We start from the raw sequence: 15,224 nt of genomic DNA, 5'->3' as shown, positions 1-15,224 counted from the left end.
AAGACGCTGGTCGAGCTGTTCGGTCTCGCCCGCGAGCTGAACATCGACGCCGAGGGCATCGACATGGGCCCGTCCCCCGTGGACGCCGCCCTGGCCGCCGACCTCGCGCTGCCGATCGAGGAGCTGGAACTCACGGTCCGCTCGTACAACTGTCTCAAGCGTGAGGGCGTCCACTCGGTGGGTGAGCTCATGGCTCGTTCCGAGGCCGACCTGCTGGACATCCGCAACTTCGGTGCGAAGTCCATCGACGAGGTCAAGGCGAAGCTGGCCGGCATGGGCCTGGCCCTGAAGGACAGCCCGCCCGGATTCGACCCGACCGCCGCCGTGGACGCCTTCGGCGCGGACGACAACGGCAGCACGGGTTTCATGGGGACCGAGCAGTACTGAACGCCGCGCCCGGGTCGCGGGGAGCCAGGAGGCGGCGGAGCCGGCGATGAGCGCGCCGGCTCCGCTGCCTCGGCTCCCCGATGGCCCGCACCGCGGCACGGGCACTGAGTGAGTCGAGCCCCGGCCCCGCCCGCGCTCGGCAGCACGCGAAGGACGTACGGGGCCGGCGCGGCCGTACGCGGAAATCTGTCACGGCGAGGCCATATGTCCGCGCCTGACGCAGATAGGGTTGCACCACGAGGCAGATGGCGCTGAGTCCTCGGAGCGCGGGTGCCACGCACGCCTGGGTTCCCCGCCGCGTCCCCGAAACGAAGGTGCCATGCCCGCTGAGAACGCCCCTGTCGCCGGCAACCTCGACGATGACGACTATCCCGCCTACACGATGGGGCGGGCCGCTGACGTTCTCGGCACCACCCCCGCCTTCCTCCGGGCCGTCGGCGAAGCCGGGCTCATCACGCCCCTGCGTTCGGAAGGCGGCCACCGCCGGTACTCCCGCCGCCAGTTGCGCATCGCCGCCCGTGCCCGGGAACTGGTCGACCAGGGCACTCCCGTCGAGGCCGCGTGCCGCATCATCTCGCTGGAGGACCAGCTCGACGACGCTCTCCGCCTGAACCGGGAAATGCGCCGGAAGCTGGAGGGACGCGGCGCGGATACCTAGTCCCGCCAGTACAGAATTACGGACTGCGGCGGGACGAGAATTACTGGACGCACCGAAAAATGCATGGGTGCTGCGGCTGGATCTGTGTTAGCGTGATAGCAGTTGCAGTTTTGATTGCCAGAGATTTTTCTTTGCAGAGCTTTCCGGATCTTTCCGGAGGGGTGATCATCGCGGCGACTCGGCTCCGCACAGTGCGGAGTCCGGTACTGCCCCTCAAGGGAGATTCAATATGGCATCTGGCACCGTGAAGTGGTTCAACGCGGAAAAGGGCTTCGGCTTCATCGAGCAGGAGGGTGGCGGCCCGGACGTCTTCGCCCACTACTCCAACATCGCCACCCAGGGCTTCCGCGAGCTTCAGGAAGGCCAGAAGGTTACCTTCGACGTCACGCAGGGCCAGAAGGGCCCGCAGGCCGAGAACATCGTTCCCGCCTGACACTGACGCGAACCGTCGCGAGCCAGTGGCTCGCGCATCATGTGGCTGGGGCCCGCACTCTTCGAGGTGCGGGCCCCAGCTCATTGTTCCCCTGTTTTCCGGGTTTACCGGACCAGTGACAGCCCGGCTCCACCACGAAGCCCGGCTTTTCTTTTTTTCTCCAGTTCATTCTTGCGAATCCTTGTGCTCTCGAAGAGGACTCGGGTCACGACATGAGTTCCTTCGGGACGCAGGCGCCTTCGGCGTCGGCGTCGGCGGTTCGTCGGCCGTGGGCGGCATCCAGGCGCAGGCCAGGGAGCCGCCGATCAGGCCGGAGGCGACACCGAGGAAGAGGCCGCCGAAGTTCGCGACGGGAAAGGAGATGAGGGCGAGCAGAAGAGTGGCGACCCCGGCGAAGACACGAAGATGGGGGCGGCAGCAGAGCGTGACGCCCAGGGTCAGGAGCAGAACTCCGATCACCAGGGCTCCGGCGCCGGACGTGGTCGACAGGGCGAGCGGAATCCCGCCCAGGTCCAGGTGCGCGTAGGGCCAGTAGAGGATGGGGAGACCGGCACTGAACGTGAACAGCCCGGCCCAGAAAGGGCGTTCGCCGCGCCAGGTCCGGAACCTTCGCCGGAACTCCGGCGCCGTGGCGAGCAGTTCACGGCGTCTGCCGAGGGGGTTGGTGATCACGCGTCCTGTCCTGATCAGTGGTGCTGCGATTCCGTGAGGAGGATGCGAGACCCGGCGTACGCCCCCCGCACCGGGGCTCGCCCGGGTCAGGGGCAGGCGTGGTTGCCCTGATCGAGCTGCACGCGCAGGCCCGGAACGCTGAACGTGCCGGCGGACAGCGCGACCGCGCTCACCCGCACGCCCTTCAGGGTGGTCGACACAGACTGCTGGCCGACGCCGTCGGGATCGAAGAACCGCGAGTTCCTGTCTCCGGGATCGACCGGCCCCTTGGTGAGGGCACCCTGCGCGACACCGATGTCGAGGCCGGTGAAGGTCGCGTCCTTGACCGTCTCGGTCGTCGCGTCGATGAACATGTCCGACGCCTCGGCCGGCCGGTCGTCACCGCCGGTGAGCCGCAGGGTCCGCGTGCCCAGCACCGGGATGTCGACGGCGATGGACTGGCACAGCCCGCTGACCGTCGCGTGCCGGAATCCGGTGACCATGACGGGTACGAGTTCATGTTTCCTGGTCACGTCGACCGTGCCGTAGAGGCTGAACCCACGCGCGGTCAGGGAGTCGGCGGTGAACTGGAACTTCTGACCGGAGATGAAGAACGACGCGGCGAGCACTCCCTGCGCCATGGCGATGCCGACCGCCGCACACGCTGCCATGCTGGGCACCAGGACCACCGCGAAACGCCTCCACCGGGTCCTCCCGGCGCGATGCGACATCCCGTCTCCTTCGGTCGTGAGGTGAGTCCGCCATACCACGAAGGCGGAGATTGCCCCATTTGTCCGGTAATGGATCCTAGGCTTCCGGGCACGTCAACCGGCCGCACGCCAGGTCCGCCGTCCGAGTGGTGCGCGTTTCACGGTCGTTCCGTCGCCCCGACCGTCGGTGAAAACCGGTGGAACGGCGCCGCCGTGCGCCACTACCGTGCTGCCGAACCGAGTCGTCCAGGCAAGGACATGCCGTTGTACACCCTGTGAGACCTCCCGAGAGCTGATCTGTCGCGCGTCGCGCCTGTGCGCCGCGCTGCTTTTTGCTGCGGACTTCTCACTGAAACCGGTGTACTTCTGTGCTCAATCGCTGGGTGGTCATGCCCACCTGCCTGCCTACCGTTCTCCGCCGTTGCCACGCGTGCGCGTCCGAGCGCTTCCGGGCGAACGGCAAATTCCGCGTCAACGCGAACCACAAGCTCCTCGACGCCTGGCTGCTCGTGCTCTGTGCCGCTTGCGGGGAAACCGCGAAACTCACGGTCCTGGAGCGGGCGAACGTGCGCTCCGTACGACCTGAGCTGCTGGACCGGATGCATGACAACGACCCTGACCTGGCAGCTGAGTTGCTCCAGGATCCGGTCGTGCGGCGCCGTAATCGCATCGCCCTCGACTGGGCGGGCGCCTGGCGCCTCGACACCGGCGGATCGGATCACCTGGACCGCGAGGTGATCGACGTGTCGGTCCGCTTCGCGGCGCGGATCCCTGTCCGGCCGGTACGACTGATCGCCGAAGGCTGCGCTCTTCCGCGGGCCGAAGTCGAGAGACTGGTCAGGGAGGGGAGCCTTGTTTCGGCAGTCCGGCTGAGCGGCAGGCTCTCCGGCGACTTCACCTTCACGCTCAAGCGCTGAGCCCTCCCCGGGCCCAGGGCCTGTCCGGCAGGATCCGTCGGACAGGCCGCACCGGGGCCACGGTCCCTAGGAACGCTCGCCGCCTCCGGAAGAGCGGCGGGCGCGGCCGGCCCCACCGGCGGGTTCGGCGGCGGGGTCCCTCTGGGAGTCCGCGTGGTGGGTCAGCACCTTCATGATCTCCGAAGCCAGCACGTCCGACAGAGCGGGCGCGAGAGCGTCTGCCAGTGCGGTCGCGAGGGTCTGCGCGAAGAACAGCCTCTCCAGTTCCGAGCCACGGGAGGGCGGCCGGGAAAAAGACGCCACGGCCGCTTCCATCAGGGCTCCCGCCAGCGGGTCCTTTCCTTGCCTGCCACCGGTGCCGGTATGGGGCATTCCGGCATCACGCACCATTTCATCGAAGATCTCGTCGATGAAGGTCTCCAAGGGGTCCCGTTCCGATTGTCCGCCGGGCTCAGCTGCCATTGTCGTTCCTCATGTCCTCTGTCCTCGATTGCCCTATGGGGCCTGCCCCCCGATTCCGGCGATGGCAAGGATCGGGGGGCAGGGGTGTCGCCATTTCCTGTCAGTGACGCATCAGCGCGGCCAGCAGGAGGGGGTTCTCGATGATCGACTCGCCGCGCTCCTCACGACGCCGGCGCATCAGCGCGGCCAGCAGGAGGGGGTGCTCGATGACCGACTCCTCGCCATGCTCCTTACGGCGGCGCGCCAGCGCCGCGAGCAGAAGCGGATGCTCGATGAACGACTCCTCACCGCCCTCCTCACGGCGGCGACGCAGGAGCGCGGCCAGCAGGAGGGGGTTCTCGATGATCGACTCGCCGCGCTCCTCACGACGCCGGCGCATCAGCGCGGCCAGCAGGAGGGGGTGCTCGATGACCGACTCCTCGCCATGCTCCTTACGGCGGCGCGCGAGCGCGGCCAGCAGAAGCGGATGCTCGATGAACGACTCCTCACCGCCCTCCTCACGGCGGCGCGCGAGCGCGGCCAGCAGAAGCGGATGCTCGATCAGCGACTCCTCGCCACGCTCCTCACGACGCGCCAGCATCGCAGCCAGCAGGAGCGGTCCGAAGGCGGATTCCTCGCCCAGCTCTTCCTGGCCTGCTCCGGCCCTTTCCCGAGTGGGGGTCTCCGTCGTTGCCGTCATGGTTCTCTCTTTCTTCGACGCATGACTCGGCGGAACGCCCGGCTGTCACCAGCTTCGCGCTCCGCCCTTCAACGCCATGGTCGAAGGGCGCCAAATCGACCGCACTTCGATCATCCGCCAGACGGCCCTCCACGTCGGGTATCTGTTGCCGGAGGGCCCTGGGGCGCGCACGTACCATTGCAGTGAGACCGTGTTCGAATGGCTGCTGCCGGACGGCGGCGGAGCGCGGGGCACGTATGGCGGCTGGAGGCCGGCGCGGCAGGGCAGGGCGACGGGGGCTTGTCGCTCTGACGGCTCTGGCGGGTGCCCTGCTCACCGTGCTGGTCGGGGTCGCCTTCGGGGTGTTGTTCCGGTCGGTCGGCGACATGCGCGAAGCCAATCTGGCGGAACGGCATTCCGTGGCGGCGGAGAACCAGGCACGGCTGGTCGACAACCTCGTCCTCGACGTCGAGACGTACCAGCGCGGCTTCGTCATCACCCGGCAGGCCCAGTTTCTCCTGCCGTGGAAGATCGCCCAAGGCCACTTCCCCACCCAGGCACAGGAACTCGTGCGCATCAGCACCTCCCCCGCCCAGCGCGCACTGGCCCAGCGGATCGCCCGGGACGGCACGTCCTACATCCGCGACTACTCGGTTCCCGTGGTCACCATGGCGCAGCGAGGTGATCCACGGGCGAGCAGTGTCGCGGTGACCGTGGACGGCAAGCACCGCGTCGACGCACTGCGGGCCCTGTTCGACCGCTACACCACCGCCGAGGGCTCCGCCGTCACGGCCCGCGAGGCCACCACCGACTCGGACGCCCGACGCGCGGGCATCGCGGCCGGGGTCGGGATCGCGGCGTCGGTGCTGCTCATCGCCGCGTACACCGGGTATGTGACGCGAGTGATCGTCTGGCCGGTCCGCCGGGCGGCCCACCTGGCGAGCAGGCTCGCCGAGGGCGACCTGACCGCGCGGATGCCGCGCACCGGCGCGCGGGAGATCGGGCAGCTGGAAACAGCCTTCAACACCATGGCCGGCTCCCTCGAAAGCAGTCTTGAGCAGGCCCAGGAGGCTCACCGCAGACTCAGGCTCCTCTACGACGCCGGTATGGCCGTGGGCACCACGCTCGACATGACGCGGACGGCCCGGGAACTGGTGGGGGTGTCCGTACCGAGGTTCGCCGACTTCGCCACCGTCGACCTCGCCGTGTCCGTCCTGGAAGGTGAGGAACCGACACCTGCCGGCAGTACACCTCTGCGGCGCGTGGCCGGCGAGGGCGTCCTCGACGACGTCCCGCTGGATCCGGTCGGCGCACTGGTCCCGTCCGCGCTGCCGCTCCCGCCGAACCGGCGCTCCGGGCCGACCGCACTGTTCGTACCCGACCTGCGTGCTTCCAGCGCATGGCAGGCCGCTCATCCGCAGGAGGCGGAGCGACTGCTCGGCTACGGCATGAACTCGCTGATCGCCGCTCCGCTGACCGAGCAGGGCATGCTCATGGGAACGGTCACCTTCTGGCGCTTCCGCGCGAGCAAGCCGTTCGAGAAGGAAGACGTCGCCGATGCCGAGGAACTGGCCCTCAAGGCCGCCGGCGCCATCGACAACGCCCGTCGCTACACCCGTGAGCGCGAGACCGCGCTGACCCTGCAACGCAGTCTGCTGCCGCAGCACCTGCCCGCACAGCCGGCCGTCGAGGTCGCCCACCGCTATCTCCCCACGAGCACGCGCGCCGGGGTGGGCGGAGACTGGCTCGACGTGATCCCGCTGTCCGGAACGCGCGTAGCCCTGGTGGTCGGAGACGTCGTGGGGCACGGGGTCCACGCCTCCGCCGCCATGGGACGACTGCGCACGGCGGTACGCACCCTGGCCGATGTCGACCTGCCACCGGACGAACTCCTCACCCACCTCGACGACCTGGTCATGCACCTTCCGGGGATCGGCGAAGCGACGACCGGGGAACTGGGCGCGACCTGCCTCTACGCGGTCTACGACCCGGTCTCCCGGCGCTGCTCCCTCGCCGGCGCCGGCCACCCGCAGCCGTTCGTCCTCGCCCCCGACGGCACAGTGACGGCGGTGACCGGACACGCCGGCCCCCCGCTCGGTGTGGGCGGCCTGCCCTTCGAGACCACCGAACTCGAACTGGCCCCGGGCAGCACCCTGGCCCTGTACAGCGACGGCCTGGTGCACTCCCGGGAGCTCGACCTCGACCACGGGCTGGACCGGCTCCGCGACGCGCTCGTCTCGACCGCGCGGTCGGCAGGCTCGCTGGAGGCCGCCTGCGATGCCGTCATGGACGCCCTGCTCACGGCGCCCCCGTCCGACGACGTCGCCCTCCTGCTCGCCCGGACGCGTGCGCTGTCGTCCGACCAGGTCGTCACCTGGGACATCCCCGTCGACCCGGAGTACGTCGCACGCGCCCGGACCCTGACCACCGAACGGCTGGAGACATGGGATCTGGAAGAGTCCTCCTTCGTCACGGAACTGGTCGTCAGCGAGCTCGTGACCAACGCCATCCGCTACGGCAGACCCCCGATCCGGCTCCGTCTCATCCGCGACACCTCCCTGATCTGCGAGGTCTCCGACGGCAGCAGCACTGCACCCCACATGCGGCGGGCCCGCAGCTTCGACGAGGGAGGACGCGGCCTGCTCCTGGTCGCCCAGCTCACCCAGCGATGGGGCACCCGGCACGGCACGGCCGGCAAGACCATCTGGTGCGAGCAAGCCCTGCCCACGCCGGGGCGACGATGGTGACGACCACCCCAGCTCCCTCACACCTCGGAGAACGACAGTCATGACGAAACTCCGCGAACGCAAGAACAACCGGGCGGCGGTCCTGTACTGCCTGTACGGGGCCGTGGAGGACAACCGCCCCGAAGTCAGCGGATCGGCGCTGCACGACGGGCTGCGCCTGCCCGACGACGATCTCTCCGCCGCCTGCGCCTACCTGGCCGACGAGGGCCTGATCAGCGTGGAGTGGACCACGCACCACACCCCCGCCGCCGTCTCGCTGACGCACGAGGGCATCCGCCTGATGGAGGAGTGGGAGGAGGAGCGGGAGGAGGAACAGGGTCTCAGGACGTGAAGAAGTGCTTGTCGAGGGCGATGTCCAGGAGCTGGGACATGGTCAGTGCCGGGTGGGGGCGGGTCACCGGGGCGCTTTCGGCGTAGGAGTTGACCTCGCGGACCGCCAGCCGGCGCCCGTCCGGGTACAGGGCGTCCACCAGCCAGACCTGGGCCGCGCCGCCCTTCTCCGAGGATCCTTGGACCTTTTTGACGCGGGTGCCGTCGGCCAGTGTGGTGGCCTCGCAGTGGCCGGAGACACCGGTGCAGTCCATGTGTCCGTCCAGGAGGTCGGTCATGCCGTACTGTGCGTCGGCCTCGACCATGTTCTTCCCATGGCCGTCGTCGTAGACCAGCTGGATCAGTCCGTCGTCGGCGTTCAGGTCGGAGACGGTTCCGCCCCGGGGCAGGTGTGACCTCAGGACCTGGGTCATGCGTGCGCCGGGTACGCGGTTCCTGGTGGTGGTCGGGGTGGTGGAGGGGGTTTTCTCCGGGGTCGGCAGGGCGGTGATCGCCTTGTTCCATGCCGGGCTGCGCACGATCGAGGTCAGCTGGGCGATGGACAGCAGCGGATCGGCACCGCCGGCCGATGCCTTCTCGCCGCCGCCGGCGAACTCCTGCACCGTCAGCTGGACCCGGTCAGCGGTGGTGAGCACGACGTACCAGCGCTTCTGCCCGGTGTCACTGCTGGGGTAGGTGAAGGACTTGGTGGTGTTGAGCACCCCGCCCCCGGGGAGTTTCTCGGTGGTGCACTTGTCGTAGGGGCGCACCTCCACCGGGAGGCAGCCGCCCTCGCCCTGCTGGTCGGCGGGGATGCCGGGGTCCAGGCGGGTGAGGGCGATGTCGAGGCCGGCGGAGCCCCGCGCGCTGGAGTAGGTGAGCTTGGCCGTCGGCCAGACGACGGGCGGGCCGGCCTGGGACGCCGTACCCGAGGCCGCCGAGACGCTGCCGCCGGAGGGCAGCAGGCTCTTGAACGTGCGGAGCATCTCCGCACCGCTGACCGACGAGGGTGCCCGGGACGGCGACTGCCCGGTGGAGCGCGCCGGGGCGCCGGCCCGCAGCCGGCCCGGGTCGCCGGCGCCGTGGCCGCCGAAAGCGCCCGTCGTCAGCAGCGTGCCGCCCACCGCGGCCACCGCCACGGCCGTGCCGGCGACGCGGGCGGCGGCGAGCAGCCGCATCCGACGGCCCCGGGCGACGGAACGCCGCACCAGGTCGGCGGAGTGGGGCGGGAACGCTCCGGCGGTGCGGCTCATGGCGTCGGTCAGCTCTGTCTCGAACGCCTCGTCGAGGGACATGGTGGGTCTTCTCCGTTCTGCTGGGGCCTGCGTGCTGGAGCTCTCCGGGGCGCCGGGGCGTGCCGTCATGTCGTCACGCCGCCAAGTCGGCCAGGTCGGCGCCCAGCAGTGCGCGCAGGCGATGCAGTGCCCGCATGCTCCTGGCGCGGACGGCTCCCGGCGACAGCCTGAGGGCCTCGGAGGTCTCCTTCACCGAGCGGTCCTCCCAGTAGCGGAGCACCAGCACCGCACGGTCCCTGGCCGTCAGCCGGGCCAGGCCGTCCAGCAGTGCCATGCGCAGCTCCGCGTCCGGTGCCGGGCCTGCCGCCTCGGGCAGCCGGTCGCTGGGACGCTCGGTGGAGCTGCGGCGACGGCGCTGGGAGAGGTAGGTGCGCACCAGCACGGTGTCGGCGTAGGCCACCGGGGAACCCGCGCGGCTGACCCGCCGCCAGGAGCGGTACATCTTGGCGAGGGTCTCCTGAACCAGGTCCTCGGCAAGGTGCCAGTCGCCGGTGAGCAGGCAGGCCGTCCGGAACAGAGGCCCGCTGCGGGCGGCTGCGAACTCCAGGTAGTCCGCGGGTGCTTCCCTCACCGTGTGTGTCCTTTCATGGTCGGACGTCATCTCTTACACGCGGTGAGGGGGCTTCCGCGTTACGCCCCCGGGCAAACCGAAGGCACCCCGCCGGCCGACGGGGTGCCTCAGCGGACCGGTCAGGACCGAACTGGAGCGGCCCCGACCGTACGGGGCAGGGGCCGTTCGGCGGTCAACTGTGCGGGGCGGCCGCGTCGACCAGCGTGGCGTGGATCCTGAGGTCATGGGTGGGGTTCGTGACGCGCAGGAATCTGCGCACCCGCCCCGGGGGGACCACCAGGCGCAGCGCGCCCCCGCGCCGGGCGGCCATGTGGTGGGCGCCGATGAGCGCGCCCAGCCCGAGCACGTCGCAGAAGGTGACGCCGCCGAGATCGATGATCACCTGAGGCCGGCGGCCGTGATCGGCCACCAGCTCTGCCAGGTGCGCGCGCAGTCCCGGCACGGTCAGCATGTCGATCTCCCCTGCCAGACTGGCGACGATCCAGCCGTCGAGGCGGGCCAGGGACACTCTCAGCTTCGCAACTCCCTCTCCTCGTCGGTCTTCGCTGGTCATAGCGGACCTCCGATCGCGCCCTCATGGGCAGCGTCATCCGCCCGGCAGGGGATCGGCAGGGGCGACCGGTCCCCTCTGGGGTGCCGTACGGCCCTTCTGCATGGGCCGATCGGCCCCCGCCGGGATTCGGGTGAGGGGAGCACGAGAGCACACCGAAGGTGGCGAACCCGGTCGTGGTGGCCGCTGGGAAGGGCGAGCACGCCGAGCGCGGGGCCGTGGCCGTTGCCGGGAGCGCCCAGCGAAGCCGACAGGGTCGGGGCCGCTACTTCAGGCCGATCGCGGCGCAGTCCGCCGCGTACGCCGGGGTGCAGATGTCCGCGACGGTGTAGACGCCGTCCGCGATCACCGTCTGCTTGATGTTGTCCCGGGTGAGGGCGACCACCGGCACGAGCCGCGCGGGGATCTTCTTCGTCGTCGGGCTGTCGACCGTGTCGCGGGTCAGCGCGTCGAACTGGATGTCCTTGCCCTTGACCTTGTCCACCGCCATCTGCGCGGCGTCGGTGGCCTCGTCCAGGAACGACTTGTACACGGTCATGTACTGCTCGCCCGAGACGATCCGCTGGACCGCGTCCAGGTTCGCGTCCTGCCCGGTCACCGGCGGGATCCTCGTCGCGCCCGCCGCCTTCAGCTCCTCGATGACGGCGCCCGCCATGCCGTCGTTCGCCGAGTAGACGGCGGCGATGTTGCTCAGCCCGACCGACCGGATCGCCTTCTTCATGTTCGCCTTGGCGATCGCGGGCGACCACTTGTCGGTGTCGTACTGCGCGACGATGTCGACCTGGTTCTGGAATTCGCCGAGCGCGCCCTCCTTGAACCGGGCCGTGTTCGGGTCGGCGGGGTCGCCGTTCATCATGACGACCTTGCTGCTCGGCGCCTTCGGCCCGAGCGCCTGGACGATGGCGCGGGCCTGCACCTGGCCGACGAGCTCGTTGTCGTGGGAGACGTAGGCGTCGATCGGCCCCTGTGCGAGGCGGTCGTACGCGATCACCGGGATGCCCGCGTCCTTGGCCTTCTGCACGTCCGGCGCGATGGCCTTGGCGTCCAGCGCGTCCACCAGGATGACGTCGACCTTCTCGGCCACCATCTGCTGGAACTGCCGGCTCTGCGTGGCCGGGTCCGCCTCGGCGTTGGCGTAGACGACCTTGCCCTTGTCGTGGGTAAGGGTGGCGACCTCCTTCTCGATGATGGGGTGGTCGAACTTCTCGAAGCGTGCGGTGTCCTTGTCGGGCAGGAGCAGGCCCACCACGATGTCGTCGCCCTTCGGGGAGGCGGAGCCGCCGCTGCCGACGACGTTGCCGAGGGAGCCGCACGCGGTGAGGGTGAGAGCGGACGCGGCGGCGGCCAGGACGATCCCGCCATGGCGTACGCGGGTCCTGTGGGGGGAGGTCGGAGCGTTCACAGCAGGTGCCTTCCGGGGGGACGGGGCAGCTGGATGGGGCAGCTGGCAACCCAGGTGGCGGAAAGCCAATCGACAACCACAGGGAACGTCAAGACGTCAGGACAATAAGGTGATTGAGCCGTGACCACCGTGCTCGTGAGTGAACTCCCATGCGATCAACCGGACTTGGCGTGCACGGACATCGCCCGCTCACCGGCCGGGCTCGGCCTCCGTCCCGGGCACCGCCTCCGTCCCGGGCACCGCCTCCGTCCCGGGCACCGCCTCCGCCCCGGGCACCGCCTCCGTCCACACCGTGTGGAAGGCGAGCCGCAGACAGCTCGCGAGGGCCGGGTGTTCGATGAAGAGGGTGGTGGTGGAGCCGGCGCCGGCCACCGGGTCGGGCATGTCGCACAGGACGAGGGAGGAGTCGGCGATGACGAGCTTCAGCGGCAGCTCGGGAGCGAAGCGGGCCTCCTCCCCCGCGGCGGCGAAGCGCCGTACGTGGTCCAGCGTGCCGGGGTCGTCCAGGGCGTCGTCGAGGTAGATCGCGCGGACGGTGCCGCCCGCCCGGTGGAGCCGGCGGACCACCGCGATGCCCTCGGTGTTCTCGGCGGGCGCGACGAACGGCGGTTTGCAGAAGGTGAGGAGTTCGTGGCGGGCCTGGTGCTGGATGTCGGCAAAGCGCTCGGCGATCCGCTTCGGGTCGCGCAGGATCTCGATGTAGTCCAGGGGGTCGGTATGGTCCTGTCCCTGGGCCCACAGGGGTTGCAGGGCACCGGCCAGTGTCTGCGAGACCCGCTCCAGCCGGTCGACGGACTCCCGCTGCACGGCCATCAGCCGGGCGAGGGCCAGCTCGGGCGTCACGGCGGAGTACGTGGTCACCCGCCCGGGGTGGGTCGTGGCCAGCTGCCGCCGGACGAGGGCGTCCAGCACGTCGTACACGCGCTGGCGCGGCACGTCGGCCTCCCGGGCCGCCTCGGCCGCCGTGTAAGAACCACGCCTGATGAGCGCCAGGTAGACCCGTGCCTCGTACCGGGCCAGGCCCAGCGACATCAGGTCGCTGATGGTTCTGTCTTCAAGCTCCATGGCTGCACAAGGTACCTGCCGTTCCCGAGGAGTTGGGGCCAAGGTTTTACCAACTGGCCCTGTTCTCTTCGGCAAATGGTCAATAATCTCCTTCGTAGCCACCACTGACCGGGGTGGCAGCACACACGATGCCCGTCAGACAGCTCCGCTCGGCCACCCCCAACGGAAAGCGGTTGTCATGCACTCGACAGTACAGCCTCCGCCTCCGGCCGCCGTCCCGGAGCCACCCATCCCCCCACGGAGGGCAGTTCATTGCATTCCCATCGCCGAAGGAACCCGATACGCCGCGGCGCGCCCGCCCTGCTGTCCGCAGCGGCCCTGATCACCGGCGGCCTGGCCGTCGTCTCGCAGTCGGCAGCCTTCGCGACCACGACCACCACATCCACGGCCACCACGGCGTCCGTCGCCACGGTGCACACCCACCGGCTCTGTTCCGAGCCGAGCAAGCCCGGATACATGGCGTGCGAGGCGGTCGAGCGCACCGACCTCAAGACGCAGAAGTCCCTCGGCCACCACGACACCCCCAAGGGCTTCGGACCGGCCGACCTCCAGGCCGCCTACAACCTGCCCAAGGACGCCGGCAAGGGCGCCACGGTCGCGATCGTCGACGCCAACGACGACCCGAACGCCGAGAAGGACCTGGCGGCCTACCGCTCCCAGTACGGCCTGCCGGAGTGCAGCACGAGCAACGGCTGCTTCAAGAAGACCGACCAGGACGGCGGCACCAACTACCCCGCACCCGACTCGGGCTGGGCCGGCGAGATCTCCCTCGACGTCGACATGGTCAGCGCGGCCTGCCCGCAGTGCAAGATCCTGCTCGTCGAGGCCAAGTCGGCCAGCATGGACGACCTCGGCGCGGCCGTGAACCAGGCCGTCAAGCAGGGCGCCAAGTACGTCTCCAACAGCTATGGTGGCAACGAGGACGCCACCGACACCAAGGCCGACGACCAGTACTTCAAGCACCCCGGCGTCGCCATCACCGTCAGCTCCGGCGACAGCGGCTACGGCGTCGAGTACCCGGCCGCCTCCCCGTACGTGACGGCCGTCGGCGGCACCTCGCTCAAGAAGGACAGCAGCACCCGCGGCTGGTCCGAGTCCGTCTGGGGCACGTCCGCCGGCGGCAACGGCGCGGGCTCGGGCTGCTCGCAGTACGAGGCCAAGCCGTCCTGGCAGAAGGACACCGGCTGCGGCAAGCGCGCCGTCGCCGACGTCGCCGCCGTCGCCGACCCGGCCACCGGTCTCGCCGTCTACGACACCTACCAGGCCAGCGGCTGGAACGTGTACGGCGGTACCAGCGCCTCCGCGCCGTTCATCGCCGGTGTCTACGCCCTCGCGGGCACCCCGGGCACCGGCGACGTCCCGGCGTCGTACCCCTACGCCCACCCGGACCAGCTGAACGACGTCACGAGCGGCGCCAACGGCTCCTGCGGCGGCTACCTGTGCCAGGCGGGCAAGGGCTACGACGGCCCGACCGGTCTCGGCACCCCGAACGGGACCGCCGCCTTCACCAAGTGACGGGCGACGTCCCCGCATAGCGCCTCATCGCGCCCCGCCGGTCCGTCCGGCGGGGCGCGGTGCCGTCAACGGCACTTGTGTGTATGGCACTTGGGGCCGGTCGCCGGGGTGCCCGGCCCCGGGGTGGCTGTCGTGGTGCGGTGCTTGCCGGGCCTGCCTCCGACATGTCTGGCGGGGGTGGGGGAGGCGGAGGGGACGCCGGGCTCGTTCGTGCCGGGGCCGAGGGACGGCGCGGCGGGGAACGGCAGGTCCGGCAGGCCGGCCAGGGCGTCGCGCATGTACCGGGTCCAGATCTCGGTCGGGATGTCGCCGCCGAACACCTTCCGCAGACCGCCCACACCCGCCAGGGACTGGAGCTGCGGGTGGGCCGGGTCCTCCTTGAACAGGACGACCGAGGTGGCGAGTTGGCGCGTGTAGCCGATGAACCAGGCCGACCGGTAGTCGTCCGTGGTGCCGGTCTTGCCCGCCGCCGTACGGCCGAGGGCCTGGGCCTCAGCCGATGAACCACTTCCGCTCACCGGTACGGCGCCTGCCACGGCCGTCCGCCGCACGGCTGCCGGAGGTGGTGCGCTGCGGCGGTCGGCGCCGGGTTCCGCTCATGGGCGTGGATCACCTGCTTCTTGCGGGGAGGAATCGCATCCCAGTGCCGCGAGGCGGAGCGTCGCCGTATTCGGATCGGGGCGCGGAGCGCCTGTACCGCTGTCGGCGCCACCCAGGATGATGCGAACGCACGTGCCCATGATCGCTGGTTGGGGTGGCGACTGCGGGATCGGGGCACGCGTGTGCGGCGGTCGTACGTATGGTCCTTGAACGGGGTCGGGACGGCATCACGTTCCGGTCGGGGACCGTGAGGAGGCGAGATGACGCAGGTGAGCGCGGTTGTGGAGGCCGGGC

Annotated in this window: 17 protein-coding genes; 7 read left to right on the top strand and 10 right to left on the bottom strand. The window is 70.1% G+C overall.

The window, feature by feature from the left end; all coding sequences use genetic code 11:
- The 3 genes from LE548_RS44100 to LE548_RS44090 all read left to right on the top strand — a co-directional run.
- On the top strand, positions 1–387 hold a 387-nt coding region (locus LE548_RS44100; protein WP_308031187.1), incomplete at its 5' end, for a DNA-directed RNA polymerase subunit alpha C-terminal domain-containing protein.
- 319 nt (positions 388–706) lie between these two features.
- Positions 707–1,045, top strand: a complete 339-nt coding sequence (locus LE548_RS44095; protein ID WP_225102672.1) for a MerR family transcriptional regulator — start codon at positions 707–709, stop codon at positions 1,043–1,045.
- A gap of 229 nt (positions 1,046–1,274) precedes the next feature.
- Complete coding sequence (locus LE548_RS44090) at positions 1,275–1,478, top strand: cold-shock protein (protein WP_031482971.1); 204 nt, start codon at positions 1,275–1,277, stop codon at positions 1,476–1,478.
- Between the two features lie 165 nt (positions 1,479–1,643).
- Here LE548_RS44090 and LE548_RS44085 read toward each other — a convergent pair whose 3' ends face one another.
- Both LE548_RS44085 and LE548_RS44080 read right to left on the bottom strand, forming a co-directional pair.
- Complete coding sequence (locus LE548_RS44085) at positions 1,644–2,150, bottom strand: DUF6114 domain-containing protein (protein WP_225102671.1); 507 nt, start codon at positions 2,148–2,150, stop codon at positions 1,644–1,646.
- Between the two features lie 86 nt (positions 2,151–2,236).
- Positions 2,237–2,800: a DUF6230 family protein gene (locus tag LE548_RS44080; protein ID WP_225102670.1), complete on the bottom strand. Its 564-nt coding sequence runs from the start codon at positions 2,798–2,800 to the stop codon at positions 2,237–2,239.
- A gap of 428 nt (positions 2,801–3,228) precedes the next feature.
- On the opposite strand from LE548_RS44080, the gene LE548_RS44075 reads away from it, so the two are divergent.
- Positions 3,229–3,756, top strand: a complete 528-nt coding sequence (locus LE548_RS44075; protein ID WP_225102673.1) for a DUF1062 domain-containing protein — start codon at positions 3,229–3,231, stop codon at positions 3,754–3,756.
- Positions 3,757–3,822: 66 nt separating this feature from the next.
- Here the strand turns inward: LE548_RS44075 and LE548_RS44070 are convergent, their stop codons facing one another.
- Both LE548_RS44070 and LE548_RS44065 read right to left on the bottom strand, forming a co-directional pair.
- A complete protein-coding gene (locus LE548_RS44070) occupies positions 3,823–4,218 on the bottom strand; it encodes a hypothetical protein (protein WP_225102669.1) in 396 nt (131 codons plus the stop codon).
- 100 nt (positions 4,219–4,318) lie between these two features.
- Positions 4,319–4,897 (bottom strand): hypothetical protein, encoded by a 579-nt coding sequence (locus LE548_RS44065; RefSeq protein ID WP_225102668.1) that lies wholly within the window; start codon positions 4,895–4,897, stop codon positions 4,319–4,321.
- A 236-nt stretch (positions 4,898–5,133) separates the two neighbouring features.
- Here LE548_RS44065 and LE548_RS44060 point away from each other — a divergent pair, with 236 nt between their 5' ends.
- Together LE548_RS44060 and LE548_RS44055 are read left to right on the top strand one after the other, a co-directional pair.
- A complete protein-coding gene (locus tag LE548_RS44060; RefSeq protein ID WP_225102667.1) occupies positions 5,134–7,623 on the top strand; it encodes a SpoIIE family protein phosphatase in 2,490 nt (829 codons plus the stop codon).
- A gap of 40 nt (positions 7,624–7,663) precedes the next feature.
- Entirely contained in the window at positions 7,664–7,954 is a 291-nt protein-coding gene (locus tag LE548_RS44055; protein WP_225102666.1) for a hypothetical protein, read from the top strand.
- Here LE548_RS44055 and LE548_RS44050 read toward each other — a convergent pair.
- The 5 genes from LE548_RS44050 to LE548_RS44030 form a co-directional block, all read right to left on the bottom strand.
- The gene (locus LE548_RS44050; protein ID WP_225102665.1) at positions 7,944–9,227 is read right to left on the bottom strand and encodes a hypothetical protein; all 1,284 of its coding nucleotides are present in this window, start codon (positions 9,225–9,227) and stop codon (positions 7,944–7,946) included. The genes LE548_RS44055 and LE548_RS44050 overlap by 11 nt on opposite strands.
- 73 nt (positions 9,228–9,300) lie before the next feature.
- Positions 9,301–9,798 (bottom strand): SigE family RNA polymerase sigma factor, encoded by a 498-nt coding sequence (locus tag LE548_RS44045; RefSeq protein ID WP_225102664.1) that lies wholly within the window; start codon positions 9,796–9,798, stop codon positions 9,301–9,303.
- A gap of 172 nt (positions 9,799–9,970) precedes the next feature.
- Positions 9,971–10,351, bottom strand: coding sequence for an STAS domain-containing protein (locus tag LE548_RS44040; RefSeq protein ID WP_225102663.1), 381 nt, complete (start codon positions 10,349–10,351; stop codon positions 9,971–9,973).
- A gap of 262 nt (positions 10,352–10,613) precedes the next feature.
- Positions 10,614–11,750: a sugar ABC transporter substrate-binding protein gene (locus LE548_RS44035; RefSeq protein ID WP_225102662.1), complete on the bottom strand. Its 1,137-nt coding sequence runs from the start codon at positions 11,748–11,750 to the stop codon at positions 10,614–10,616.
- 189 nt (positions 11,751–11,939) lie between these two features.
- The gene (locus LE548_RS44030) at positions 11,940–12,815 is read right to left on the bottom strand and encodes a TrmB family transcriptional regulator (RefSeq protein ID WP_225102661.1); all 876 of its coding nucleotides are present in this window, start codon (positions 12,813–12,815) and stop codon (positions 11,940–11,942) included.
- 252 nt (positions 12,816–13,067) lie between these two features.
- On the opposite strand from LE548_RS44030, the gene LE548_RS44025 reads away from it, so the two are divergent.
- Positions 13,068–14,330, top strand: a complete 1,263-nt coding sequence (locus tag LE548_RS44025; protein WP_225102660.1) for a S8 family serine peptidase — start codon at positions 13,068–13,070, stop codon at positions 14,328–14,330.
- 65 nt (positions 14,331–14,395) lie between these two features.
- On the opposite strand, the gene LE548_RS44020 is transcribed toward LE548_RS44025, so the two are convergent.
- Entirely contained in the window at positions 14,396–14,848 is a 453-nt protein-coding gene (locus tag LE548_RS44020) for a hypothetical protein (protein ID WP_225102659.1), read from the bottom strand.
- Between the last annotated feature and the right edge of the window lie 376 nt (positions 14,849–15,224).

This window comes from Streptomyces sp. CoH27, from assembly GCF_020181035.1.
Taxonomy (GTDB): domain Bacteria; phylum Actinomycetota; class Actinomycetes; order Streptomycetales; family Streptomycetaceae; genus Streptomyces; species Streptomyces camelliae.
The sequence above is the reverse complement of the archived record's forward strand: the minus strand, read 5'-3'. Positions and strand labels throughout refer to the sequence as shown.

Bases quoted from the DNA above. Each gene is read 5' to 3' on its own strand.
- LE548_RS44095 (WP_225102672.1), top strand. From the start codon at position 707: ATGCCCGCTGAGAACGCCCCTGTCGCCGGCAACCTCGACGATGACGAC.
- LE548_RS44090 (WP_031482971.1), top strand. From the start codon at position 1,275: ATGGCATCTGGCACCGTGAAGTGGTTCAACGCGGAAAAGGGCTTCGGC.
- LE548_RS44080 (WP_225102670.1), bottom strand. From the start codon at position 2,800: ATGGCAGCGTGTGCGGCGGTCGGCATCGCCATGGCGCAGGGAGTGCTC.
- LE548_RS44075 (WP_225102673.1), top strand. From the start codon at position 3,229: ATGCCCACCTGCCTGCCTACCGTTCTCCGCCGTTGCCACGCGTGCGCG.
- LE548_RS44070 (WP_225102669.1), bottom strand. From the start codon at position 4,218: ATGGCAGCTGAGCCCGGCGGACAATCGGAACGGGACCCCTTGGAGACC.
- LE548_RS44065 (WP_225102668.1), bottom strand. From the start codon at position 4,897: ATGACGGCAACGACGGAGACCCCCACTCGGGAAAGGGCCGGAGCAGGC.
- LE548_RS44060 (WP_225102667.1), top strand. From the start codon at position 5,134: ATGGCGGCTGGAGGCCGGCGCGGCAGGGCAGGGCGACGGGGGCTTGTC.
- LE548_RS44055 (WP_225102666.1), top strand. From the start codon at position 7,664: ATGACGAAACTCCGCGAACGCAAGAACAACCGGGCGGCGGTCCTGTAC.
- LE548_RS44050 (WP_225102665.1), bottom strand. From the start codon at position 9,227: ATGTCCCTCGACGAGGCGTTCGAGACAGAGCTGACCGACGCCATGAGC.
- LE548_RS44040 (WP_225102663.1), bottom strand. From the start codon at position 10,351: ATGACCAGCGAAGACCGACGAGGAGAGGGAGTTGCGAAGCTGAGAGTG.
- LE548_RS44030 (WP_225102661.1), bottom strand. From the start codon at position 12,815: ATGGAGCTTGAAGACAGAACCATCAGCGACCTGATGTCGCTGGGCCTG.